The organism is Serratia liquefaciens ATCC 27592 (assembly GCF_000422085.1).
GTDB classification, from domain to species: Bacteria; Pseudomonadota; Gammaproteobacteria; order Enterobacterales; family Enterobacteriaceae; genus Serratia; species Serratia liquefaciens.
The window spans coordinates 3,656,513-3,679,527 of sequence record NC_021741.1; the positions used below are offsets into that span (position 1 = coordinate 3,656,513).

Annotated in this window: 19 protein-coding genes, 6 tRNA genes and 1 other RNA gene; 14 read left to right on the forward strand and 12 right to left on the reverse strand. The window is 55.8% G+C overall.

What is annotated here, in order from left to right; all coding sequences use genetic code 11:
- Positions 1-59 precede the first annotated feature (59 nt).
- A complete protein-coding gene (locus M495_RS17160) occupies positions 60-1,751 on the forward strand; it encodes a sensor histidine kinase (RefSeq protein ID WP_041415550.1) in 1,692 nt (563 codons plus the stop codon).
- Positions 1,748-2,482 carry a LytR/AlgR family response regulator transcription factor gene (locus tag M495_RS17165; RefSeq protein ID WP_020827947.1) on the forward strand — a complete coding sequence of 245 codons (735 nt, stop codon included), beginning with the start codon at positions 1,748-1,750 and terminating at the stop codon, positions 2,480-2,482. The genes M495_RS17160 and M495_RS17165 overlap by 4 nt, the downstream gene beginning before the upstream one ends.
- A gap of 10 nt (positions 2,483-2,492) precedes the next feature.
- Here M495_RS17165 and M495_RS17170 read toward each other — a convergent pair whose 3' ends face one another.
- Positions 2,493-2,825 (reverse strand): DUF2502 domain-containing protein, encoded by a 333-nt coding sequence (locus tag M495_RS17170; protein ID WP_020827948.1) that lies wholly within the window; start codon positions 2,823-2,825, stop codon positions 2,493-2,495.
- 397 nt (positions 2,826-3,222) lie between these two features.
- Between M495_RS17170 and M495_RS17175 the strand changes: the two genes are divergently transcribed.
- Positions 3,223-4,449, forward strand: a complete 1,227-nt coding sequence (locus M495_RS17175; RefSeq protein WP_020827949.1) for an L-lactate MFS transporter — start codon at positions 3,223-3,225, stop codon at positions 4,447-4,449.
- Positions 4,450-4,514: 65 nt separating this feature from the next.
- On the opposite strand, the gene glk is transcribed toward M495_RS17175, so the two are convergent.
- Positions 4,515-5,480: a glucokinase gene (glk, locus tag M495_RS17180; protein ID WP_122080658.1), complete on the reverse strand. Its 966-nt coding sequence runs from the start codon at positions 5,478-5,480 to the stop codon at positions 4,515-4,517.
- Positions 5,481-5,822: 342 nt separating this feature from the next.
- On the opposite strand from glk, the gene M495_RS17185 reads away from it, so the two are divergent.
- A complete protein-coding gene (locus M495_RS17185) occupies positions 5,823-7,076 on the forward strand; it encodes an ion channel protein (protein WP_020827951.1) in 1,254 nt (417 codons plus the stop codon).
- On the opposite strand, the gene M495_RS17190 is transcribed toward M495_RS17185, so the two are convergent.
- Together M495_RS17190 and M495_RS17195 are read right to left on the reverse strand one after the other, a co-directional pair.
- Entirely contained in the window at positions 7,073-7,765 is a 693-nt protein-coding gene (locus M495_RS17190) for an aspartate/glutamate racemase family protein (RefSeq protein WP_020827952.1), read from the reverse strand. The two genes, M495_RS17185 and M495_RS17190, sit on opposite strands and share 4 nt — an antisense overlap.
- A gap of 67 nt (positions 7,766-7,832) precedes the next feature.
- Positions 7,833-8,285, reverse strand: a complete 453-nt coding sequence (locus tag M495_RS17195) for a multidrug/biocide efflux PACE transporter (RefSeq protein WP_020827953.1) — start codon at positions 8,283-8,285, stop codon at positions 7,833-7,835.
- 158 nt (positions 8,286-8,443) lie between these two features.
- Here M495_RS17195 and M495_RS17200 point away from each other — a divergent pair, with 158 nt between their 5' ends.
- Positions 8,444-9,304, forward strand: coding sequence for a LysR family transcriptional regulator (locus tag M495_RS17200; RefSeq protein WP_020827954.1), 861 nt, complete (start codon positions 8,444-8,446; stop codon positions 9,302-9,304).
- A gap of 5 nt (positions 9,305-9,309) precedes the next feature.
- Here the strand turns inward: M495_RS17200 and M495_RS17205 are convergent, their stop codons facing one another.
- Entirely contained in the window at positions 9,310-10,971 is a 1,662-nt protein-coding gene (locus M495_RS17205; RefSeq protein ID WP_020827955.1) for an alpha-keto acid decarboxylase family protein, read from the reverse strand.
- Between the two features lie 245 nt (positions 10,972-11,216).
- On the opposite strand from M495_RS17205, the gene mgrA reads away from it, so the two are divergent.
- Both mgrA and M495_RS17215 read left to right on the forward strand, forming a co-directional pair.
- Positions 11,217-12,206 (forward strand): L-glyceraldehyde 3-phosphate reductase, encoded by a 990-nt coding sequence (mgrA, locus tag M495_RS17210; RefSeq protein ID WP_020827956.1) that lies wholly within the window; start codon positions 11,217-11,219, stop codon positions 12,204-12,206.
- Positions 12,207-12,436: 230 nt separating this feature from the next.
- Entirely contained in the window at positions 12,437-12,838 is a 402-nt protein-coding gene (locus tag M495_RS17215; RefSeq protein WP_020827957.1) for a DUF2502 domain-containing protein, read from the forward strand.
- Between the two features lie 134 nt (positions 12,839-12,972).
- Here the strand turns inward: M495_RS17215 and M495_RS17220 are convergent, their stop codons facing one another.
- Positions 12,973-14,205: an Nramp family divalent metal transporter gene (locus M495_RS17220; RefSeq protein WP_020827958.1), complete on the reverse strand. Its 1,233-nt coding sequence runs from the start codon at positions 14,203-14,205 to the stop codon at positions 12,973-12,975.
- A gap of 378 nt (positions 14,206-14,583) precedes the next feature.
- Between M495_RS17220 and M495_RS17225 the strand changes: the two genes are divergently transcribed.
- Positions 14,584-15,771 carry a NupC/NupG family nucleoside CNT transporter gene (locus M495_RS17225; protein WP_020827959.1) on the forward strand — a complete coding sequence of 396 codons (1,188 nt, stop codon included), beginning with the start codon at positions 14,584-14,586 and terminating at the stop codon, positions 15,769-15,771.
- A 155-nt stretch (positions 15,772-15,926) separates the two neighbouring features.
- Here M495_RS17225 and M495_RS17230 read toward each other — a convergent pair.
- Together M495_RS17230 and M495_RS17235 are read right to left on the reverse strand one after the other, a co-directional pair.
- A tRNA-Ala gene (locus M495_RS17230) sits at positions 15,927-16,002 on the reverse strand.
- A gap of 60 nt (positions 16,003-16,062) precedes the next feature.
- A tRNA-Ala gene (locus M495_RS17235) sits at positions 16,063-16,138 on the reverse strand.
- 307 nt (positions 16,139-16,445) lie between these two features.
- Here M495_RS17235 and M495_RS17240 point away from each other — a divergent pair.
- Positions 16,446-17,231 carry a formate/nitrite transporter family protein gene (locus tag M495_RS17240; protein WP_020827960.1) on the forward strand — a complete coding sequence of 262 codons (786 nt, stop codon included), beginning with the start codon at positions 16,446-16,448 and terminating at the stop codon, positions 17,229-17,231.
- 66 nt (positions 17,232-17,297) lie between these two features.
- Here the strand turns inward: M495_RS17240 and gltX are convergent, their stop codons facing one another.
- Entirely contained in the window at positions 17,298-18,713 is a 1,416-nt protein-coding gene (gltX, locus tag M495_RS17245; protein WP_020827961.1) for a glutamate--tRNA ligase, read from the reverse strand.
- A gap of 292 nt (positions 18,714-19,005) precedes the next feature.
- Between gltX and M495_RS17250 the strand changes: the two genes are divergently transcribed.
- The 5 genes from M495_RS17250 (at position 19,006) to M495_RS25105 (ending at position 19,594) form a co-directional block, all read left to right on the forward strand.
- Positions 19,006-19,081: transfer RNA gene (locus M495_RS17250), tRNA-Val, on the forward strand.
- A 40-nt stretch (positions 19,082-19,121) separates the two neighbouring features.
- Positions 19,122-19,197: transfer RNA gene (locus tag M495_RS17255), tRNA-Val, on the forward strand.
- Positions 19,198-19,236: 39 nt separating this feature from the next.
- Positions 19,237-19,312: transfer RNA gene (locus M495_RS17260), tRNA-Val, on the forward strand.
- A 7-nt stretch (positions 19,313-19,319) separates the two neighbouring features.
- Positions 19,320-19,395 (forward strand) — tRNA-Lys (locus M495_RS17265).
- 73 nt (positions 19,396-19,468) lie between these two features.
- Positions 19,469-19,594, forward strand: a non-coding RNA gene (locus M495_RS25105) — RtT sRNA.
- Positions 19,595-19,764: 170 nt separating this feature from the next.
- On the opposite strand, the gene dhbA is transcribed toward M495_RS25105, so the two are convergent.
- The 3 genes from dhbA to M495_RS17280 are packed head-to-tail and all read right to left on the reverse strand — an operon-like array spanning position 19,765 to position 23,009.
- Positions 19,765-20,523 (reverse strand): 2,3-dihydro-2,3-dihydroxybenzoate dehydrogenase, encoded by a 759-nt coding sequence (gene dhbA / locus M495_RS17270; RefSeq protein ID WP_020827962.1) that lies wholly within the window; start codon positions 20,521-20,523, stop codon positions 19,765-19,767.
- The gene (locus tag M495_RS17275; RefSeq protein ID WP_020827963.1) at positions 20,523-21,377 is read right to left on the reverse strand and encodes an isochorismatase; all 855 of its coding nucleotides are present in this window, start codon (positions 21,375-21,377) and stop codon (positions 20,523-20,525) included. The genes dhbA and M495_RS17275 overlap by 1 nt, the downstream gene beginning before the upstream one ends.
- A 3-nt stretch (positions 21,378-21,380) precedes the next feature.
- Positions 21,381-23,009 carry a (2,3-dihydroxybenzoyl)adenylate synthase gene (locus M495_RS17280; RefSeq protein ID WP_020827964.1) on the reverse strand — a complete coding sequence of 543 codons (1,629 nt, stop codon included), beginning with the start codon at positions 23,007-23,009 and terminating at the stop codon, positions 21,381-21,383.
- Between the last annotated feature and the right edge of the window lie 6 nt (positions 23,010-23,015).

Below are 23,015 nucleotides of genomic sequence, written 5' to 3' on the forward strand. Positions count from 1 at the left end.
ATATACTCCGCCCTATCTTTCCGCCGCAGCGAGAGCCCGTCGTGCACCCTTTTTTTGAAATGCTGTTAGCGGTATTCGATCGCGCAGCGCTGATGCTGATCTGCCTGTTTTTCCTCACCCGCACCCGGTTGTTCCGCCAGTTGCTGCAAAAAGAGGACCATACGCCGCTTGAACTGGGCATGGTCACCGCCATTTTCTCGCTGTTTGCGCTGTTCAGCACCTATTCAGGCGTCAACGTGGAAGGCTCGCTGGTCAACGTGCGGGTGATCGCCATCATGGCCGGCGGCATCCTGTTCGGCCCCTGGGTAGGGATAGTCACGGGGATTATCGCCGGGGTGCACCGCTACCTGATTGATATCGACGGTATCACCTCGGTTCCCTGTCTGATCACCAGCATCATTGCCGGTATCAGCGCCGGCTATATCAACCTGAAGGTAAAGAAAGAGCAGCGTTGGCGCGCCGGGATCGTCGGCGGCATGCTGTGCGAATGCCTGACCATGCTGTTGATCGTGCTGTGGGCCAAGCCGACCGAGCTGGGGCTGGATATTGTCTCCAAAATCGCCCTGCCGATGATCCTCGGCACGGTGTGCATCGGCCTGATCGTGCTGCTGGTGCAGAGCGTGGAAGACGAAAAAGAAGTGATTGCCGCGCGGCAAGCCAAGCTGGCGCTGGATATTGCCCGCAAAACGCTGCCCTATTTCCGTAATATCAACAGCGAAACGCTGGCCACCATTTGCGACATCATTCGTCATGACATTCAGGCCGATGCGGTGGCCATCACGGATACCCACCAGGTGCTGGCCTACGTCGGCGTGGGCGAAGAGGCATACCCCATTGGGCGTGAAGGGCTGAGTCGCGTCACCCGCGAAAGCATCCGGCACGGCAAGATCATCATCAAAAATAACCTGGAAAACCCGGCCACGCCGCAGATCCACTCGCAGTTGGTGATCCCGCTGTGGGAAAAGGGAGAAGTGACCGGCGCGCTGAAAATTTACTACTGCCACGCCCACCAGATCACCAATACGCTGAAGGTGATGGCGGTCGGTCTGTCGCAGATCATCTCCACCCAAATGGAGGTCTCGCGTATTGAGCATCTGCGTCAAATGGCGGACAAGGCTGAAATGCGCGCCCTGCAGAGCAAGATTAATCCTCATTTCCTGTTCAACGCCCTGAACGCCATTTCGTCCTCGATCCGCATCAATCCGGACACCGCTCGTCAGCTGATTATCAACCTGTCGCGCTACCTGCGTTATAATTTGGAGCTGAACGACGAGTTGATCGACATCCGCAAGGAACTGCATCAAATTCAAGATTACATCGCCATCGAACAGGCGCGTTTCGGCGCCAAGCTGACGGTGATCTATGATATCGATGACGACATCTCGGTGCGTATTCCCAGCCTGCTGATCCAGCCGCTGGTCGAGAACGCCATTGTGCACGGCATTCAACCGTGCAAGGGCAAAGGGGTAGTGGTGATTGCGGTGAAAGATCAGGGCGATCGGGTCAGGATTTCGGTCAAAGATACCGGTCACGGTATCGACCCGCAGGTCATCGAACGCGTCGCCCGCAATGAGATGCCTGGGCACAATATCGGCCTGCTGAACGTGCATCATCGCGTCTCCCTGCTGTACGGCGAAGGGTTGCGAATTCGTCGTCTGGAGCCCGGCACCGAGATTGCCTTTTACATCAGCAAAAACGGCGGCAAACTGCCGGTGGATAACAGCGCGCTGCCAGCCGGAGAGCCATCATGAAAGCCATCATTGTCGAAGACGAGTTTCTCGCTCAGGAGGAGCTCAGTTATCTGATCAAGAAACACAGCAATATCGTCATCGAAGCCACCTTCGATGACGGGCTGGACGTGCTGAAATACCTGCAAAACCATCAGGTAGACGCCATTTTCCTCGACATCAATATTCCGTCATTGGACGGCGTACTGCTGGCGCAAAACATCAGCAAATTTGCGCACCGGCCTTCCATAGTGTTTATCACCGCCTATAAAGAACATGCGGTGGAAGCGTTCGAAATCGAAGCGTTTGACTACATCCTCAAGCCCTATCACGAGGCACGCATCGTCACCATGCTGCAAAAGCTGGAGGCGCTGCATAACCGCCCGGCCAACCTGCCGGAACAGGCCAGCGCACCGAACCGCAGCAGCCACAGCATTAACCTGATCAAAGACGAGCGGATTATCGTTACCGACATCAACGACATTTACTATGCCGCCGCCGATGAGAAAGTGACGCGGGTTTACACCCGGCGCGAAGAGTTTGTGATGCCGATGAACATCACCGAATTTTACGGCCGCCTGCCCGAGGAGCATTTCTTCCGCTGCCACCGTTCCTACTGCGTCAACCTGTCAAAAATTCGCGAGATCGTCCCTTGGTTCAATAACACCTATATTCTGCGGCTGAGCGACCTCGATTTTGAAGTGCCGGTCAGCCGCAGCAAGGTCAAAGAGTTTCGCAAGCTGATGCGCCTGTAATCGCCAGCGGTTACCAGCGTGGCCCCGGCCCGTAGTAATAACCTGGCGGTGGCGGAGGCGGCATGCGGTAATGCGGGCGATCGCGCCATTCGCGCCGTGGCGGACCGTAATAGATCACCCGCGGTGGTGGGCCATAGTAATAGCCACGCGGACGTTCATAGCCACGATGTTCAGCCCACCAACGTGGATCGCGCCAGCGACCGCCGTCCCAATAGTGACCGCGATTATCGCGATCGCCGATATGCAACGAAAGCCCCGGCACATTCACACCGATGGACACGTCCGCATGGCTCACCAACGGCAGCGACAGCAGTGCGGCCAGTAACAACACTGTTTTTTTCATCTTAACGACTCCTGCAAAGCGGAACCCGTCCGTTCACCGCTAACATAGGCCTGTGCCCGCCGCCGCTCTATAGGAACAGTGCCCATTTACGCCTTTCGCACACATCCTTCACAATTTACCCACAATCTTGCACCGATGATTTACAATAAATCGCTGATATTCTTGATGTAGATCACGTGGCATCAGCTGCATTTCATCCCCTTTTACCCCCTAAAACGGCAACTCATGCGCTGCCAGATGCATTTCATTCCTTCCCTTGTGCAACTCATTCCCGATCCGCCGCCGAGTGGTACTACCAGCCATATAATATGCCCATACCGCGGGGCTACAGACGCTACCGCAAATTCTCGCCAACGGCTGACCGCCCGGCAATACACACACAGGAAGGAGACCGGCCATGAACACTAAACCGGTAAATCGCAGCTTAATCGTTCTGGGCACCATCATCTGCCAGATGGGTCTCGGCACTATCTATACCTGGAGCCTGTTCAACCAGCCGCTGGTCGACAAGTTCCACTGGGGCCTCGGTGACGTCGCCACCACCTTCTCCATCACCAGCTTCTTCCTGGCCTTCGCCACCCTGTTTGCCGGCAAACTACAGGAACGCTTCGGCATCCGTAACCTGACGCTGTTCTCCGGTATCCTGGTAGGTCTGGGGCTGATTGCCAGCGCCTACGTCAGCTCGCTGGACATGATTTACCTGCTGGCCGGCGTGGTGGTCGGTTTCGCGGTAGGTATCGCCTATATCTCTACCCTGTCCAACCTGATCAAATGGTTCCCGGCCAACAAAGGCTTGATCTCGGGTATCTCTGTGGGGGCTTTTGGTAGCGGCAGCCTGTTGTTCAAATACGTCAACGCCGCGCTGATTGCCGACGTGGGCGTCTCCAGTGCCTTCTTCTACTGGGGTGCCATTGTTATGGCGCTGATTGTTCTGGGCTCCCTGCTGCTGAAAGAACCTGTACTGGCAAGCAAATCCGCACAGCAGAGCGCGGGTAACCTGGGCAACGACTTCAGCGTACGCCAGATGCTGGCGACCAAAGAAGCCTACCTGCTGTTCATGATTTTCTTCGCTGCCTGCATGAGTGGTCTCTACCTGATCGGTATCGTCAAAGACATGGGCGTGCAACTGGCCGGAATGGACCTGGCGACCGCCGCCAACACCGTGTCCGCCGTCGCTATCTTTAACACCGCAGGCCGCATCATTCTGGGCACGCTGTCTGACAAAGTGGGCCGTATGCGCGTCATCAGCTTCACCATGCTGGTTACCGTGCTGGCGATTGTGGCGCTGAGCTTCCTCACCCTGAATCACACACTGTTCTTTATCTGCGTCGGCGCAGTCGCCTTCTGCTTCGGGGGCAACATCACCGTGTTCCCAGCGATTGTCGGTGACTTCTTCGGCCTGAAAAACCACAGCAAAAACTACGGCATCATCTATCAAGGCTTCGGTTTGGGCGCGCTGGCAGGGTCATTTGTCGCCAAATACTTCGGCGGCTTCCACGCGACCTTTATGGTGATTGGCGTGCTGTCCATCGCTTCCCTGATTATCACCTTGTTCATCAAGGCACCGAAAGCGGTAGCGCAGGAAGAAGAAACATTCGAGCCGGCGCATCTGGCTAAAGCCTGATAGCTTAGACGGCAAAAAGGGGCGCAACCCACTGGGTTGCGCCCCTTTTTTATCGCTGCGTCAGGTTACAGATGCATCCCCAGCGTCTGGCGCAGGTGGGCACCGGCACCCAGCAAACCCGGTTGGCCATGGGTAATCATGAATACCGGGATCTCACGTACATAATCTTTGAAACGCCCTTTATCCTCGAACGCCGCACGGAAACCGGAAGCTTTAAAGAATTCCATAAAGCGCGGCACAATACCCCCGGCGATGTAAACGCCGCCAAAGGTCCCCAGGTTCAACGCCAGATTGCCGCCGAAACGGCCCAAAATTACGCAAAACAGCGACAGGGCACGGCGGCAATCGATGCAGCTGTCGGCCAATGCGCGCTCGGTAATGTCCTTCGGCTCCAGCTTTTCCGGCAGCCGGTTATCCGACTTGACGATAGCGCGGTAAAGATTGACCAGGCCCGGACCGGACAGGACGCGTTCGGCGGAGACATGACCCACTTCGGCGCGCAACACCTCCAGAATGATGTCCTCTTCTTCGCTGTTCGGCGCAAAGTCCACGTGACCGCCCTCGCCCGGCAGGCTCACCCAGCGGCGGTTAACGTGCACCAGATGCGCCACCCCCAGGCCAGTCCCGGCACCGTATACCGCAATAGGTTTGTCTTTTTGCGCGTTGCCGCCGCCGAACTGCAACACGTCGTCTTCTGACAGCATCGGGATCGCCATCGACACGGCGGTGAAGTCGTTGATCACTTCCAGATGGCTCAGCCCCAGGTTGGCCTTCATCTCTTTAATCGAAAACGCCCAGGTGTGATTGGTCATGGCAACCCAGTCTTCGGTGACCGGGCAGGCAATCGCGATACAGGCGTCCTGCACCTGAATATCATGCTCTTGCAAATATTGGCGGATCACCGCCTCCAGACTGTCAAACTCCAGGCCGGAATAGGTTTTCGCCTGGGTAATTTCACCCGTCGCCACAGTGCACAACGCCAGGCGGGCATTGGTGCCGCCTACATCACCTACGAGGGCATAGGTCATCAGTATCTTCTCCGCAAAATGAATAATAGAAAGCTGCCCACACTGTAAAATCCCGCCGCAAAAACAACAATCACCATCCTCCGCGCTGCCGTCCATTAGCGATCCAGATCACAAAAAACGTTTCAGCCTGGCGGCTTCAAGGCGATTTGAAACAAATTGCGGCAAAAAACGTCGCGCGGTGGCTGTTAACCGTCATAACTCGTAGGCACTATTACTCCGCTGTGGACCTGGCCCAGCCGGAAATTTCTTTGCGTGCCAGCGTGTCGATTGTCTGGCAAGCTAGCGCTATAACCCAATCACCCGTTCGCCCTGCCAGCCAGAGGGCCATTGACAAGGGATCCCCGCATGTTGCACCCGCGCGCCAATGCCATGTTGGCCTTCGCTCTGCCTGCTCTCATTATCGGTTCTGCCTCAAGTTTGGTGCTCATTCTGGTGATGAAGTTCGCCGAGGCTCTGCAACGGCTGCTCTGGGTCAATGTTCCCGCCGCGTTGAATATCGACACTCACTCCCCCTGGTGGCTGGTGGGCATGTTAACGCTCACCGGCGTCGCCGTCGGGCTGATTATCCGTTTTCTCCCCGGCCATGCAGGGCCGGATCCGGCGACCGAGTCTTTGATCGGTATGCCGTTGCCGCTTTCTGCGGTGCCTGGGCTGGGGCTGGCGTTGATTATTGGCCTGGCGGGCGGCGTCAGTTTGGGGCCAGAAAATCCGATCACCGCCATCAATATTGCGCTGGTGGTGGCGGCAGGTTCGCGTTTGCTGCCGAAAGTGCCGCGTATGGACTGGATTATTCTCGCGGCGGCCGGCACCATCGGCGCGCTGTTTGGCACCCCGGTCGCCGCGGCGCTGATCTTTTCGCAAACCCTGGCGGGCAATAATGACGTTCCCTTGTGGGACAGGCTATTTGCACCGCTGATGGCGGCAGCGGCGGGAGCGGTCACCACCCAGCTATTTTTCACCCCGAATTTCTCACTGCAAATTGATGCCTATGCCGCGACCCGGCTGGCAGATATTTTCAGCGGCTCGATAGTCGCCCTGATCGCCATCGCGCTGGGTATGGTAGCCGTATGGAGCTTTCCGCACATTCATCGCCTATTTCATTCGATTAAGAATCCGGTGCTGATGCTGGGGTTAGGCGGCTTTGTGCTCGGCCTGCTGGCGCTGATCGGCGGTGAAATCACGCTGTTTAAAGGGCTGGATGAAATGAAGCAGTTAGCCATCGGTGAGAATTTCTCCGTCACGGAACTGATGCTGATTACGCTGACTAAACTGGCGGCGCTGGTGATTGCCGCTGCCAGTGGCTTTCGCGGCGGGCGCATCTTCCCGGCGGTGTTTGTCGGCGTAGCCTTGGGGCTGATGCTGCATCAGCACGTGCCGGCCGTGCCGGCAGCCATTACCGTCTCCTGCGCCATTATGGGGTTGGTACTGGTGGTCACGCGTGACGGCTGGCTCAGCCTGTTTATGGCCGTTGCGGTGGTGCCGGAGCTGCATCTGCTGCCGGTGCTGTGCATCGTGATGCTGCCCGCCTGGCTGGTGCTGGCGGGCAAACCGCTGATGCTGGTGGGCAAGGGCAAACAGCTTCCCCCGCGCGAAGATTAAGCCAGCGCGAATTCCGCTGCGGCGCGCGCATGGATTTCGGTGGTGTCGAATACCGGCACTGACGCATCTTGCGCGCTGACCAGCAGGCCAATTTCGGTACAGCCGAAAATAATGCCCTGAGCCCCCTGCTGCTCCAGATCACCGATAATGCGGCGATACTCGTCACGCGACGCATCGCGGATTTTACCCAGGCACAGTTCTTCATAAATAATGCGGTGCACAATGTCACGATCGGCGGCTACGGGAGTGACCACCTCGATACCGTGCTTTTCCTGCAGTCGCCCACGGTAGAACTCCTGCTCCATGGTAAAGCGCGTACCGAGCAGCCCAACGCGACGAATATCCTGTTGGCGCACCTGCAGCGCAGTGGCGTCAGCGATGTGGATCAGCGGTAAACCGCTGGCCTGCTCGACCGCATCCGCCACCTTGTGCATGGTGTTGGTGCAAATGACAATGGCCTGCGCACCGGCGGCGCGTAATGAGGTCGCCGCATCAGCCAACAAGCGCCCGGCACCGTCCCAGTCGCCCTGATGCTGCAGGCGTTCCACCTCGTGAAAGTCGACGCTGTAGAGCACGATTTTAGCGGAATGCAGACCGCCCAGCCGTTGCTTAACCTGTTCATTGATCGTGCGGTAATAAGGAATGGTCGATTCCCAGCTCATACCGCCCAGCAGTCCCAGCACTTTCATCATTGCTCCTCGTTTTCATCGCCGTAATTCTTCGACATTACCTCAGAATCACGGCGGATACGACGGCTTATTTCGCACCGGAATTCACCGGCTGGCGCGCCTCGAACCAGCGCTGACGCAGCGTGTCGTACACCCAGTTATAGAGCATGGTGTACGGCAGGAAGAACAGGAAGAAACCGATCTCCAGCATAAAGGCCTGAACGAAAGAAATGCTCAGCATCCAGGCGGCAATCGGCACGCCGATCAGCACAAAACCGGCCTCAAAGCCCAGCGCGTGAAACACCCGCACTTTAAGGTTACGTGCCACACGGCTCACCGGCCACAGGCGGTCAAATACCGTGTTATAAACCATGTTCCAAACCATGGCGACGGTGGATAACATCACCGCCAACGCACCGATCTGCACCATCGAACGGTTGAGCAGCCAGGCGCCCAGCGGGGCGCAAATCATCACTGCGATAGCCTCAAAACCGACGGCGTGGACGATACGTTCAATGAAAGACTTGTTTTGCAGTTGCATACATCACCTGTTTTTTTACCTTATAAATTTGTAGGGGCGCTGCAAGCCGCGCCCGTGTTACCAGGAGCGGATTTATTCGCCTCCTATGAAAACCAGGTGATTATCATCGAGTTTTTGAGTAGATTAAAGATAGGTTCCATCTATAAAGTAGATACATTATGCGCTACTCCCCCGAAGCTTTGCTGGCCTTCGTTGAAGCCGCCGCCCTGGGCTCTTTTTCCGCTGCGGCCCGTAAGCTGCGTAAAAGCCAGTCAACCATCAGTACCGCCATCGCCAATCTTGAGGCCGATCTGGGTTTGATCCTGTTCGATCGCCAGGCACGCCAGCCGGTACTGACAGCCGCTGGGCGGAAAGTGCTGGGCCATGTACAGGAAATTCTTGCGGCCAGCGAACGGTTGGATGCCCTGAGCATTCGGCTGGCGGACAATATAGAGCCGCGCTTAAGCGTAGTGTTTTCCGATACCTATCAGCCGAAACACCATGACCGGCTGATGCAGCAGTTCGAGCAGCGTTATCAGGATATCGAACTGGAGTGGATGATCGCTGAAGAAGGTGACGTGATTGACCTGCTGCAAATCGGTCGCGCGCACCTGGGCATGGTTGAGGTGCAAAAACAGTATCCGCCAGACATCGCCTTTGCCCGGCTGCCGGAGCAAACCGAAATGGGGCTGTTCGTCGCACATTCGCACCCGATGGCGCAAACTGCCTCGCCCACGCCTGAACAACTGTCCAGCACGCGGCAACTTATCCTGAACACCTATACCGGTGCCGAAACCGCCCGCTCTGGCGGGCTGGTATGGTCAGCCCCCAGCTATCTGCTGTTGCTGGAAATGGCGGAACAAGGGTTTGGCTGGGCGGTACTGCCTCGCTGGCTGGTGCAGCAATACGGTCACAACAGGCTCACCGAGCTGCGTCCGCGCGGCTGGCCCAAGCTGATATCGGTGGATGCGGTTTGGTCTAAGCTGACCCCGCCGGGACCGGCGGGGTACTGGATGCTGGAGCGGCTTTTGGAAAGCTAACAGGTTCAGGCCGCCGCGTTACGTGACTGAAGGGCACTTGAGATCGTTTGCAGCAGTTCGGGAATGTCCATCTTCGGCAGCACCACTTCGACAAAGGCCAGCTGTGGGCTGTCGGCCACTTCGCTCAGCGCCTGGCGCAGCTGTTCCGGTTCGGTAACGCGTAACGCTTTCACTTGACGTTCAGCACCTAACGCCTGCGGTAGTTGAGTCCAGTTCCAATGAGCGATGTCGTTATAACGCTGGTTCGGGCCGTGGATTGCCCGTTCAATGGTGTATCCGTCATTATTCAGCAGGAAGATCACCGGCTTCAGCCCATCGCGCAACATCGATCCCAATTCCTGCACCGTCAGCTGTGCTGAACCGTCGCCGATCAGCAGCACCACTCGCCGCTCCGGCTCCGCCGTCTGTGCACCGAACGCCGCCGGCAGTGTGTAACCGATAGATCCCCACAGCGACTGGACGATGAAACGGCAGCCTTGTGGCAAGCTTAGCGATGCCGCGCCAAAACAGGCGGACCCCTGCTCGGCGAGCAGGATATCGCCCGGCCGCAAAAAGCCCTGTATCTGTTGCCAGAAACCGTGCTGATCCAGACCACTGCCGTTCGGATCCGGCAACGCTGAACGTTTAATCTCTGACCGTTGCCATTGGTTGGTCAGCGACAACGTTAACTGGTGTAACGCGATAACCGCGTCACGCATCGGGATTTGACTGAATACCTGCTGCCCCACACGCGCTTCAAAGGGCTGAAGATCAATACATTTCTCGGCAGGAAGGTGCTGACTGAATCCGGCGGTAATGGTATCGGTAAAACGTACGCCAACATTAATGATCACGTCGGCGTTCTCGATCAGCTGTTTTACCTGTGGCTCGCTAGCCGCACCGACGTAGGTCCCGGTGAAACAGGCATGAGTTTCGTCCAATACGCTCTTGCCTAGCAGCAAGGTTGAATGCGGCATATCCACCTCATTCATCCAATGCTCCAGCACCTTTTCAGCACCGAAGCGTTCGGCCAGGAAATCGGCTAGCAGAGAAACCCGCCGTGCCGGTAACAGCAACTCCCGTGCGGCGGCGATAAAGCCCTGCAGTGATGCCGGTGAAAGATTGGCCTGTCGCAGCATTAACGTGGCAGGCTTTGACACCAGCGGCGCTTCAGCCACGTCGCTCGGCAGCAGCAGATAGACCGGACGACGCTCGAACAGCGCGGTAGTCAGCAGGCGATCTATTTCCCCTTCGGCGTTATCGGCGGTGAGGCTGGCCTGAGCCACGGTCACCTCTTTCGCCATGCGGGCGAAGTGACCAAAATCCCCGTCGCCCAGGGAGTGATGCAACAATTCACCAGCCCGTTGCGCACGCAGAGCCGGTGCGCCCACCACGTGGATCACCGGCAGGTATTCGGCATAGCTGCCGGCAATACCGTTGACTGCGCTCAGTTCACCTACGCCAAAAGTCGTCAACAAGGCGGCGGCTGGTTTACAACGCGCGTAACCGTCAGCAGCATAGGCGGCATTAAGTTCATTGGCGCACCCTACCCAGGTGATTTGCGGGTGATCGATCACGTGATCAAGAAACTGCAGGTTATAGTCACCAGGCACGCCAAAGAAGTGCCGGATGCCGATCTGAGCTAAACGATCGAGTAGGTAATCAGCCACCGTATAGTTCTTATTCATGATCATCACCTGCCAAGGGTTAGGATTTTCAGTATTAAGTATCGAAGATGTTGTATAAATTTCGAACTTTATGTCTGAAAGGTAACTGGAAACCCTGCGTTACATCCCTGCCCCATTGGCTGACATTGGGCCGCTCTGATAAGCCATGTTGATATACAGGCTGTTTAGCGTGATCGCAGCCTCTGACAAATACGGTGAAAGCGCATACACTAAAATTCATTTCACCTCCGCTGAAAAGGGTTCGTATGCTCTACCAGGCTGATTCTTCACGTTATCAAAGTATGGAATACCGTCGCTGCGGCCGCAGCGGGCTAAAGCTCCCGGCCATTTCACTTGGCTTATGGCATAACTTTGGTGACGTCACGCTGTATGACAACGCTCGCAGGCTGATCCACTGCGCGTTTGATCTCGGCATTACCCATTTTGATCTGGCCAACAATTATGGCCCGCCGCCCGGCTCCGCCGAGGAAAACTTCGGTCGCATTCTCAAGGCGGATTTGAAGTCCTGGCGCGATGAACTGATCATCTCGTCAAAGGCCGGTTACACCATGTGGCCCGGGCCTTATGGGGATTGGGGCTCGAAAAAGTACCTGGTCGCCAGCCTAAATCAAAGCCTGCAGCGCATGGGGCTGGAATACGTGGACATCTTCTACCACCATCGTCCGGATCCGGACACGCCGCTGGAAGAAACCATGGCCGCCCTGGATTTGCTGGTACGGCAGGGCAAGGCGCTTTACGTCGGGTTGTCCAACTACCCTGCCGATCGTGCGCGCCAGGCGTTCAGCATTCTGCAGCAGCTCGGCACGCCCTGCGTGATCCATCAGCCGAAATACTCCATGTTCGAACGTTGGGTGGAGCCAGAATTGTTGGATACGCTGGAAGAACACGGCGTGGGTTCTATCGCCTTCTCACCGCTGGCCGGCGGCCTGTTGACCGATCGTTATCTGCAGGGCATTCCCCAGGACTCACGCGCTGCCAGCGGCAGCCAGTTCCTGCAGCCCGATCAGCTCACCGAGGATAAACTGGGAAAAATTCGTCGACTTAATGCACTGGCGCAGCAGCGCGGACAGAAGCTGTCGCAAATGGCGCTGGCCTGGGTATTGCGTGGCGATCGCGTCACTTCGGCACTGATTGGCGCCAGCAAGACCAGCCAAATTGAAGACGCCGTAGGCATGTTGGCTAACCGCACCTTTAGCGATGATGAAATTAAGCAGATCGAGCAAATATTAATGTAATCGCTTACAATTATCGCCGGTTTATCGCCGGCGATAACGCCTGCCGCGCCAGACAAATCTTAAATCACTCTCCCTGCCCCGCTTTTAAGAATGCCGCTAAGATTCAACCCTATCCACAAAGGCTAATATGCCGATATTGCAGGTAAAACTATAAGGCTGTTTTATAAACTGATGAACGCGCTTCATTAATTGTAAAACCGGCCAAGCCGCTACGGCGGAAAGGAGCATTCATGTTTAAACCTCTGTTATTGGCCGCTCTGTTGGTGGTGTCAACGCTGCCTGCCATCCAGCCAGCGCAGGCGGAAGGGCTGAGTATCGATCTGATGCCGGGCGTCTCATTACGTATCGGTGAGCAAGACAATCGCGGCCGTTACTGGGACGGTTATGACTGGCGCGACCGCGACTGGTGGCAGGGCCATCAGGGTCGGTACCTGGGTGAACGCAATCGTCGGGGCTACAACTGGGATGGTTATCGCTGGCGCGACAACAATTACTGGCGTAAGAATTATTACTATCATGAGGGGCGCTATCGTAAATACGATAAGCACTATTATAAGCACCATGAGAAGCATCACGGGAAAGGCCGACGTCATGACGATCGCGATCATCGCCACCATGACCACGATGATTGACGGCCAAAGGCCGTCAGCCCGCCTAATCCTCCTCATTTAACAGATCGAGATACCCGGGGCGACCCGGGTTTCGCTGATATTGAGCTTGAGTGAACCGCATTAGACTCAATGTCGGCCCTTCATTTGGTGTCCGCTCAGAGAAGGCTGCTGACCAGCAGGTAGCCGTTCAGCCCAACCACCACCAGCACGATCACTTTCCCTATCGCCTGTATGCTGCGGCTGTTGACCATCTCCCCCATCAGCTCGCGGTTGCCGGTGAACGACAACAGCGGCACCAGCGCCAGCGCAATACCGAAACTCAGCAGCACCTGGCTCAGTACCAGAATACGCGTAGCGTCCATGCCCATCATAATGACGATAAACGACGGCAGCATGGTGACCACCCGGCGCACCCACAGCGGAATATAAAAGTGTACAAATCCCTGCATCACAACCTGCCCTGCCAGCGTCCCCACCACGGTGGAAGATAATCCGGCAGCGACCAGACTCAGTCCGAAGATGGTCGCTGCCGCCTGGCCCAATAGCGGCTGCAGCGTCAGATAAGCCTGATCGAGATCGGCAATGCCGCTGTGGCCGTTAAAATGGAAGGCCGCAGCGGCGGTAGCCATCATCGCCAGGTTAACAAAACCGGCTATGGTCATGGCAATGGCGACGTCAAACTTGGTGGCCGCGTAGCGATCGGCTTTTGAATGCTCACCGCCGGTCTGGGTTAATGACGAATGCAGATAAATCACATGCGGCATGATGGTCGCGCCGAGCACCCCGGCAGCCAAAAATACCGCGTCGCCGTTCGGCAGGTCCGGTATCGCCATGCCTTTCAACAAAGGCTCCAACTGCGGCTGTGAAAATACCAATTCCACCATATAAGCTGCGGCAACAAACAGCAGCAAACCGCCGATCACCATTTCCAGCGGTTTCTGCCCGCGTTTTTGCAGCATCAGGATAAGGAACGTGGCGATACCGGTCAGGATCGCCCCTTCCAACAGCGTGACGCCCAGCAGCAGTTTGAAGCCAATCGCTGCACCAATAAACTCGGCCAAATCTGTGGCCATGGCAATGATTTCCGCCTGAACCCAATAGGCCCAAACCGCCGGACGCGGGAAACGATCGCGAATGTGCTCTGCCAGATTTTTACCGGTGGCAATACCGAGTTTTGCGGACAACAGCTGGATCAACATCGCCATGACGTTGGCCCACACCACCACCCACAACAGGGTGTAGCCAAAGGAAGCGCCTGCCTGGATGTTGGTGGCAAAATTACCGGGATCGATATAGCCGATAGCCGCTATGAATGCGGGGCCCATCAAGGAAAGTTTGATCTTCCTGGCAGGGCGACTGGTGGTTTCAACCACATCACTGTTCAGCATGTTCTGAACCCTTACTTCTATTAAGCCTGTGGTTATCTTATGTAAATGATAATAATTATCAAGTGCATTTAGAGCGGTAATGCTTATCTCTGCGATAGAAAATAACCACGGGTTTAACGAAGGGTTTGGCGGGTAAGTGAACATTTACCGCACTGAACGAAGTTCTATCCTGGGAAAAATCCTTTGGATGATCCATTTAGCGCAAGAATATGAATTTCATATGGATTGATTAACCTCTTGATTTTTTATGCTTTACCGTACAAGTTTAAGATGTTTCCCCCTATGATTTTCCATATTTGCAATAGAGCTCTCGTTTTTAAACGTGGCGTTACATAAAATGACATCCGAAATTCAGCCTGCCTCAAGTTTGGAGCAAACATGTCCCATATTGCGCACTTTGCGTTGGCGTTAGTGGTCGTCGCGATCCTGGCACTTTTAGTGTGTCGCGATCGTAAAAGCATCCGCATTCGCTATGTTATTCAACTGTTGGTTATTGAAGTACTGCTGGCCTATTTTTTCCTGCATTCGGAAGCGGGTTTGGGCTTTGTAAAAGGATTTGCCGCGCTGTTTGACAAGCTGCTCGGGTTTGCTGGGCAAGGGACTGATTTTGTATTCGGCGGTATGGGCGACAAAGGTCTGGCCTTCTTCTTCCTGAAGGTACTGTGCCCAATCGTCTTTATCTCTGCGCTGATCGGTATTCTGCAATACATTAAAGTACTGCCGTTTATCATCCGCATTATTGGTACCGTGCTGTCAAAAGTAAACGGTATGGGCAAGCTGGAGTCCTTCAACGCCGTCAGCTCGCTGATCCTGGGCCAGTCTGAAAACTTCATCGCCTATAAAGATATTCTGGGCAAGATGTCAGAAAAGCGCATGTACACCATGGCGGCAACCGCGATGTCCACGGTTTCCATGTCCATCGTCGGCGCTTACATGACCATGCTGGACGCCAAGTTTGTGGTGGCGGCGCTGGTACTGAACATGTTCAGCACCTTTATCGTGCTGTCATTGGTCAACCCGTATGACACCAGTAAAGAAGAAGAGCTGCATCTGGGCAACCTGCACGAAGGCCAGAGCTTCTTCGAAATGCTGGGCGAATACATCCTGGCGGGTTTCAAAGTCGCGATTATCGTTGCTGCGATGCTGATCGGCTTTATTGCCCTGATCGCCGCGCTCAACGGCCTGTTCAGCGCCATCTTCGGCCTGAGCTTCCAGGAAATCCTGGGCTACTTCTTCTATCCATTCGCCTGGATTATGGGTATCCCTAAGCACGAAGCGTTGCAGGTTGGCAGCATCATGGCGACCAAGCTGGTTTCCAACGAATTCGTGGCGATGATGGAGCTGCAGAAGGTTTCTGCTGAACTCTCTCCGCGCAGCCTGGGTATCCTGTCGGTGTTCCTGGTTTCCTTCGCCAACTTCTCTTCCATCGGCATCGTAGCCGGTGCGATTAAAGGGCTGAACGAGCACCAGGGCAACGTGGTTTCCCGCTTTGGTCTGAAGCTGGTTTACGGTTCTACGCTGGTCAGCATCCTGTCTGCGTCGATCGCAGGCCTGGTTCTGGGCTAAGCTTAAAAGCCAGTCATGCAAAGGTCGCTTCGGCGGCCTTTTTTATTGCCTGCGATTCTTCTGTAACTGCTGGCATAACAGGAGGCGTTACGGTGATTCAATATGGGAAAAGACAGAAAGCAAAAAGCCGACCCTAAGGTCGGCTTTTTAAATGGTGGTGGAGCTAGACGGGATCGAACCGTCGACCTCTTGCATGCCATGCAAGCGCTCTCCCAGCTGAGCTATAGCCCCACAAAAGTGGCACGCTTTAACCGGCGTTACGGTATTCCCCAACCCTTCTGAGATAAAGGTTGGTGGAGCTAGACGGGATCGAACCGTCGACCTCTTGCATGCCATGCAAGCGCTCTCCCAGCTGAGCTATAGCCCCAATCCACAATCACGAAATCCTGTGAACGGGGCGCATAATATGAAACCCCTGAAAAACTGTCAACGGCTAAATTGAATTAGTCGATCAAGCGCTGAAAAAGCCGCCAAATCAGCGCTTTTCACGCTAAAAAATCGCCATGACGGACAAAAATCAGCCATCATCGCCTGACTTCACAAAAAACAAAAAACCTTATCCATTGTGTTGATTTTTAATTAACGGAATGTTAGCGAAATACCCTTGAGTCATCTCGCCCACAGGCATAGACTTCCCCGCGTCTTAAATCCCACAACAATAAACCGAGTCAGTTATGTCGTTGCATTCACCAAAAGAAATCGCTGCGTTAGCCATTCAGGCCGGCGTAAACAAAAGCCGGGCGTCGCTCGCCAACCTGCTCATTCTGGGCTTTCTCGCCGGTGCCTTTATCGCGACCGGCTTCCTGTTAGATATCCACGTGATCGGCACCCTGCCGGCCGAATGGGGCTCCTTCGGCGCATTGCTGGGCGCTGCCGTCTTCCCGATAGGGCTTATCCTGACGATTCTGGCCGGCGGCGAGCTGCTGACCGGTAATATGATGACCTTGCCGATAGCCTGGTTTGCTCGCCAAATTTCGCTGCTTGCTGTCGTGCGCAACTGGTTCTGGGTCACCCTGGCCAACTTCGCCGGTAGCCTGGCCGTCGCCTATTTCTTTGGCCACCTGCTTGGCCTGACCGAAGGCGCCTTCCTGCACAAAACCCTGTCCATCGCACAAGCCAAGGTAGATGCCGACTTCCTGCACGCCTTTATATCCGGCGTAGGCTGCAATTGGTTGGTGTGCCTGGCGGTGTGGCTGGCCTTTGCCAGCAAGGATGTGCCGGGCAAAGTGATTGGCATGTGGTTCCCGGTGATGGCGTTTGTCGCCATCGGCTTCCAGCACGTAGTGGCGAACATGTTTATTATCCCGGCGGCCATTTTTGCCGGTGGTTTAAGTTGGAGCCAATACCTGCCCAATTTCACGGCCGTGTTTCTCGGTAACGCGCTGGGCGGCGCCGGTTTCGTCGGCCTGATGTACTTCCTCGCCTACCGCCCCACCGTGCCGGCCGCTGAACAGGCCTGATCGACAGCGACAAAAAAAGCCCCGGGATTGCTCCACGGGGCTTTTTCATTATAGGCTCAGAAACTATCAGGCCTGAGCTTCACGCCCGGCGATATAAGCCAATGCCAGATCGATACGCTGTAAAGAACGTGCCTGCCCGATGGCATGCACGGTCACATCCATGCCTGGTGACTGACCGGCACCGGTGACCGCTACGCGCAGCGGCATACCTACCTTGCCCATACCGACGCCCAGCTCATCAGCCGTGCCCTGAATGGCATCATGCACGTTTTCCGGCGTCCAGGCGGTAATGGCCGCCAATTTGGCGCGTACCGCTTCCAGCGGCTGGCGAGCAACCGGGCGCAGGTGTTTTTTCGCAGCGTCAGCGTCGAACTCGCTGAAGTCTTCGTAGAAGTAACGGCAAGACTCAGCCATTTCCTTCAACGTTTTGCAGCGCTCGCCCAGCAGCTTAACGATATCTTTCAGCTCCGGACCGTTGCGGGTTTCAATGCCCAGTTGCTCCACGTGCCACGCCAGATACACGGCAACTTCTTCGGCCGGCATATGGTTAATGTAATGATGGTTCAGCCACTGCAGCTTTTCGGTATTGAAGGCGCTGGCAGATTTGTTGATCGCTTCCAGCGTGAAGAACTCTTTCATCTCATCAATAGAGAAGATTTCCTGATCGCCATGTGACCAACCCAGACGCACCAAATAGTTCAGCAACGCCTGCGGCAGATAACCGTCATCGCGATACTGCATCACGCCCACGGCACCGTGACGTTTAGACAGCTTTTTACCGTCGTCACCGAGGATCATCGAAACGTGGGCGTATTCCGGTACCGGTGCGCCCAGCGCTTTCAGGATGTTGATCTGGCGCGGGGTGTTGTTGATGTGGTCTTCACCGCGGATCACGTGGGTGATTTCCATATCCCAGTCGTCGATCACCACGCAGAAGTTATAGGTCGGCGCACCGTCGGTACGACGAATGATCAGATCGTCCAGTTCCTGGTTGCTGAATTCGATCGGACCACGGATCTTGTCATCGAAGATTACCGAGCCTTCCTGTGGGTTACGGAAACGCACCACGTGCGGCTCGTCGTCGGTGTGGCTGCATTGGCTGTCGCGGCAGTGGCCGTCGTAACGCGGTTTTTCACCGTTTTCCATCTGCTTTTCACGCAGCGCTTCCAGACGTTCCTTCGAGCAATAGCATTTATAAGCAGTTCCCTGCACCAGCATGTCGTCAATCACCGCGTTATAACGGTCAAAACGCTTGGTCTGGAAATACGGGCCTTCGTCCCAATCCAGGTTTAACCAGTTCATGCCATCCATAATTGCGTCGATAGCATCCTGGGTTGAGCGTTCCAAATCGGTATCTTCGATACGCAGAACGAACTCACCGCCCGCATGGCGAGTGAATAGCCAGGAGTAAAGCGCAGTACGGGCGCCACCGACGTGAAGATAGCCGGTTGGGCTCGGTGCAAAACGGGTTTTGATTTTCATTGGGTTCACTGCCTTATTACGCAACGCATGTCAGCGGTTGCCGACGATTGCTCGGAATTTAAAAAAGTGGCCGACATTGTATCACCACGCGCTAATTCCTCAACGCTGACACGATATTGCTGCATCAGCTTTCATCATCTCTGCGGCGCTTTTCGCATAACAATGTGCAAAGAATCAGCATTGCTGGCGATAAATATCGCATCCTGTTTAAATTTGCGGCGAACGATTGAAATCATTTTAAAAACCGTTGACTCACTTTCAACTATCCCTATAATGCGACTCCAACAAGACGGGGCGATTAGCTCAGTTGGTAGAGCATCTCCTTTACACGGAGGGGGTCGGCGGTTCGAGCCCGTCATCGCCCACCATCTTGTTGAGCAGTAAAGCAGTAAGAAATGAGAAGAATGAGGGTGATTAGCTCAGTTGGTAGAGCATCTCCTTTACACGGAGGGGGTCGGCGGTTCGAGCCCGTCATCACCCACCACTCATTCTCTTGTTTAGCAATACCTGGAAGTCCTGAAGTGGGTGATTAGCTCAGTTGGTAGAGCATCTCCTTTACACGGAGGGGGTCGGCGGTTCGAGCCCGTCATCACCCACCACTTCTGCGGGTCGTTAGCTCAGTTGGTAGAGCAGTTGACTTTTAATCAATTGGTCGCAGGTTCGAATCCTGCACGACCCACCAATACAGAAAAAAGCGCCTTTTGGCGCTTTTTTCGCATCTGCGCTACCTTATTCCCGCAAACTCCTTGATCACATACTCCGCCGTATCGTGCTGGATGAGAACCTGCGTTCAGGTTCGAGCCGAGCGAAGCGAGACGACAACGCACAGCGTTGCCCGCAGGGCGAGGCCCAAGGCCGAGTCAATCCTGCACGACCCACCAATACAGAAAAAAGCGCCTTTTGGCGCTTTTTTCGCATCTGCGCCCTGATAATCTCTATAAGCCTCACCACGTCCGCCCTGCCCCTGAAAATAATCATGCCCCTGCGCCGCCAATAGAAAAGGCGCTGCAAGCAGCGCCCTTGGGCTATCCTGGCGTTGTCGAGCGGATTATCAGGCCGCCAGCGTCGCCCCGCCGTCAATCACGATATCCTGCATGGTGATATGGCTGGCGCGATCGGAAGCCAGGAACAAAATGGCATCGGCGATTTCCTGCGGCTGGGCAATTTTACCCAGCGGAATACCCAGCTTGAACTGTTCCGGGAAACCGTTGATGGTGTTCTGTTCTCCCGTTTCGTCCTGCCACATGCCGCGCTGCATCGGGGTATTGGTCGAGCCGGGCGAAACCAGGTTGCAACGTACGCCATAAGGCGCCATTTCCAACCCCACGGTTTGGCACAGGCTACGCAACGCCGCTTTGGAAGCGCAATAGGCCGCCATGCCAACACGCGGCACATGCGCCGCATTGGATGCCACGCTGACAATAGCGCCGCGTCTCTGGCGACGGAATACCGGCAGGGCATGGCGGAACATATTGAATGCACCACCGGCATTAACCGCCAGGCAGGCCAGCCAGTCTGCGGTGCTGGTTTCGTCCGCCAGCCCCATGCGCAGAATACCGGCGCCGTTGACCAACACGTCCAACTCACCCTGCTCAGCCAGCAAACGCCCGCACAGGGCATCTACCGCATCGCTGTCGGCGATATCCAGCACTTCGGTGCGAAACGCGTATTCCGGTTCGCCAAAATGCTTATCGAAACCAATTACCTCGGCACCGGCCCGCACAAACGCCAATGCGGTCTCCAGGCCAATCCCGGCGCCCGCGCCGGTAACCCAGACCCGTTTGCCGGCAAAATCGCCCTGTTGACTCATCAGGCTTTCCCCTCTGACAACAGCGCCCACCAACCATCAATGGTCGGGTTCTTGGCCAGGGCGATAAAATCGATATCGCCGCGGATCTTACGCCAGCGTGCCGCCAGCTCCATGATCCGCACTGAATCCAGACCGTAGTCGATCAGGTTCTCGTCGTCACCCATGTCTTCGCTGTCTTCGTCGAGGAAAGGCATGATTTGCTGACGCAACGCCGCTTTGCTGGTGATCCCTGGCAGCAGTTCGGCGGTGGTTACCACGCGGCCACAGCGGCCGGCGGTGTAACGCAGCGCCATCAGGTGCTCTTCGCGGGAGAAGTCGGCCAGACCATCAGCAACCATAAACGGCTGAATGTTACGCATAAAGGCATCGATCGCCGTGGTCATACAGCCGATATGGGCGTAAACACCACAGATGATCAGCTGATCGCGGCCTGACTCCTGCAGAATTTCCTGCAGCGGTGAACGGTGGAAGGCGCTGTAACGCCATTTCACCAGCACAGTGTCGTCTTCTTCCGGCGCCAGCGCGGCGACCACCGCCTGTTGCTCCGGGTGCTTGTTCAATCCAGGCCCCCACATATCATTGAGCAACGCCCGATCTTCATCGCTCTGCTGATTAGGCTGCGCGGTGTAAAACACCGGGATGCCCTGGGACTTGCAGTAGCGGCGCAGGTTGGCGATGTTCTCCACTACCTGTTTGATCAACGGGCTGTCTTCACCCCAGAAATTCAGAAAATACTGCTGCATATCGTGGATCAACAGTGCAGCGCGCTGCGGTTCCACCGTCCAGCTCACTTTGTTGGTCGGCAGTTCAGCCTGTGTCGGCAACGCGTAATCATTAAGTTTTGGAATGGCCATGACTTATTCTCCCTGGACCTGAGTCAGTTGTTGCGCCTCCAGGCGTTGGCGCAACAGTTTTTTATCCACTTTGCCAACCGGGGTGAGCGGCAGCGTCTCAACCTGTATAAAGCGGTCGGGTAATTTGAATTCGGCCACGCCCTCGGCGCGTAAATGGCGACGCAAAACGACCGGTTTCAATGGGCTGGTGGCGATAATGTAGGCGCAGCTTTTTTCGCCCATCAACTCGTCCGGCATCGAAACCAACGCCGCATTGATCACTTCCGGGTGACGCAGCAGCAGGTTTTCGATCTCCTCGGCGGCAATCTTCTCACCACCGCGGTTGATTTGGTCTTTCTGACGCCCTTCAACCTTCACGTAGCCGTCTTCAGTCAGGCTAATCAAGTCGCCGGAGCAGTAGAAACCGTCTTTATCGAAGGCGGCGGCATTATGTTCCGGGCTTTGGTAATAACCACGGAAGGTGTAGGGGCCACGGGTCATCAGACGCCCGGTCTCGCCGACAGGCAGCGGAGTACCGTCGTCATCGGCCACCCAAAGTTCATCATCCGGCGACATCGGGCAGCCCTGAGTAGTCAAAATATGCTGCTCGTCATCATCCAGCCGGGTGTAGTTCACCAGGCCTTCCGCCATGCCGAACACCTGCTGCAGCTGACAGCCGATTTCGGCCGGAATGCGCGCGGCCAGGGTTTCCCCCAGCTTGGCACCGCCCACCTGCAGCAGCTTCAGGCTGGCCAACTGCTGGCAACCGCCCCATTCCTCAATGGCCTGCAGCCACAGCGTTACCGCCGGCGGCACCAGCGCAGTCACGTTGATCTGATGCTGGTCGATCAAACCGAAGCATTGCCCGGCATCCGGATCGCTGGCGAACACCACCAGCCCACCACCGTAAAACACGCCCAATACGCCAGGCGAGCTCATCGGATAGTTGTGTGCTACCGGCAGTGCGCACAGATAACGGGTTTCGTCATCAAAATGACAAATCTCCACGCTGCGGCGAATGCTGTAGTAGTAGTCGTTGTGGGTACGTGGGATCAGCTTCGGCGTGCCGGTACTGCCACCGGAGAGTTGGAAGAACGCTACCTGATCGGCCGCGGTTGGCGCAGCCACGAAATCGCCGCAATCCTCTTCCAGCCAACTCGCCAACGACTGCTCGCCCTGTTCCTCACTGCGCAAAGCGACCAGGCGCAATGAAGGATGTTCAGCGCGAAACGTCGTCAGGAATTCGTCGTTACCGAACAGGCCATGCTGACGATCGGCAATCAGCAACGCCGGTTTGATCTGCGCCGCATAGGCGTTCAGCTCATTGCGTTGGTGGCTAAACAGCGCATTCACCGGCACCACGCCAATTTTCAACAGCGCAAAGAAAGTCACGTAGAACTCGACCACGTTACCCAACTGCACCAGCGCGGTATCACCGCTGTGTATGCCCCGACGCAGCAAGGCCGCAGCCAGCCGATCGGAGAGTTGATTAAGCTGGCGATAGCTCAGGCTGCGTTGCGGGTCGATCAGCGCGATGGCGTCATTTTTAGCCTGGCGGGTGATGATGTCGGTCAATGGCCGGTCGGTCCAATATCCCCGTTCGCGATAGCGACGGGCTAGTGCCTCAGGCCAGGGAGTAAAAGCAATGCTCATGGAAAT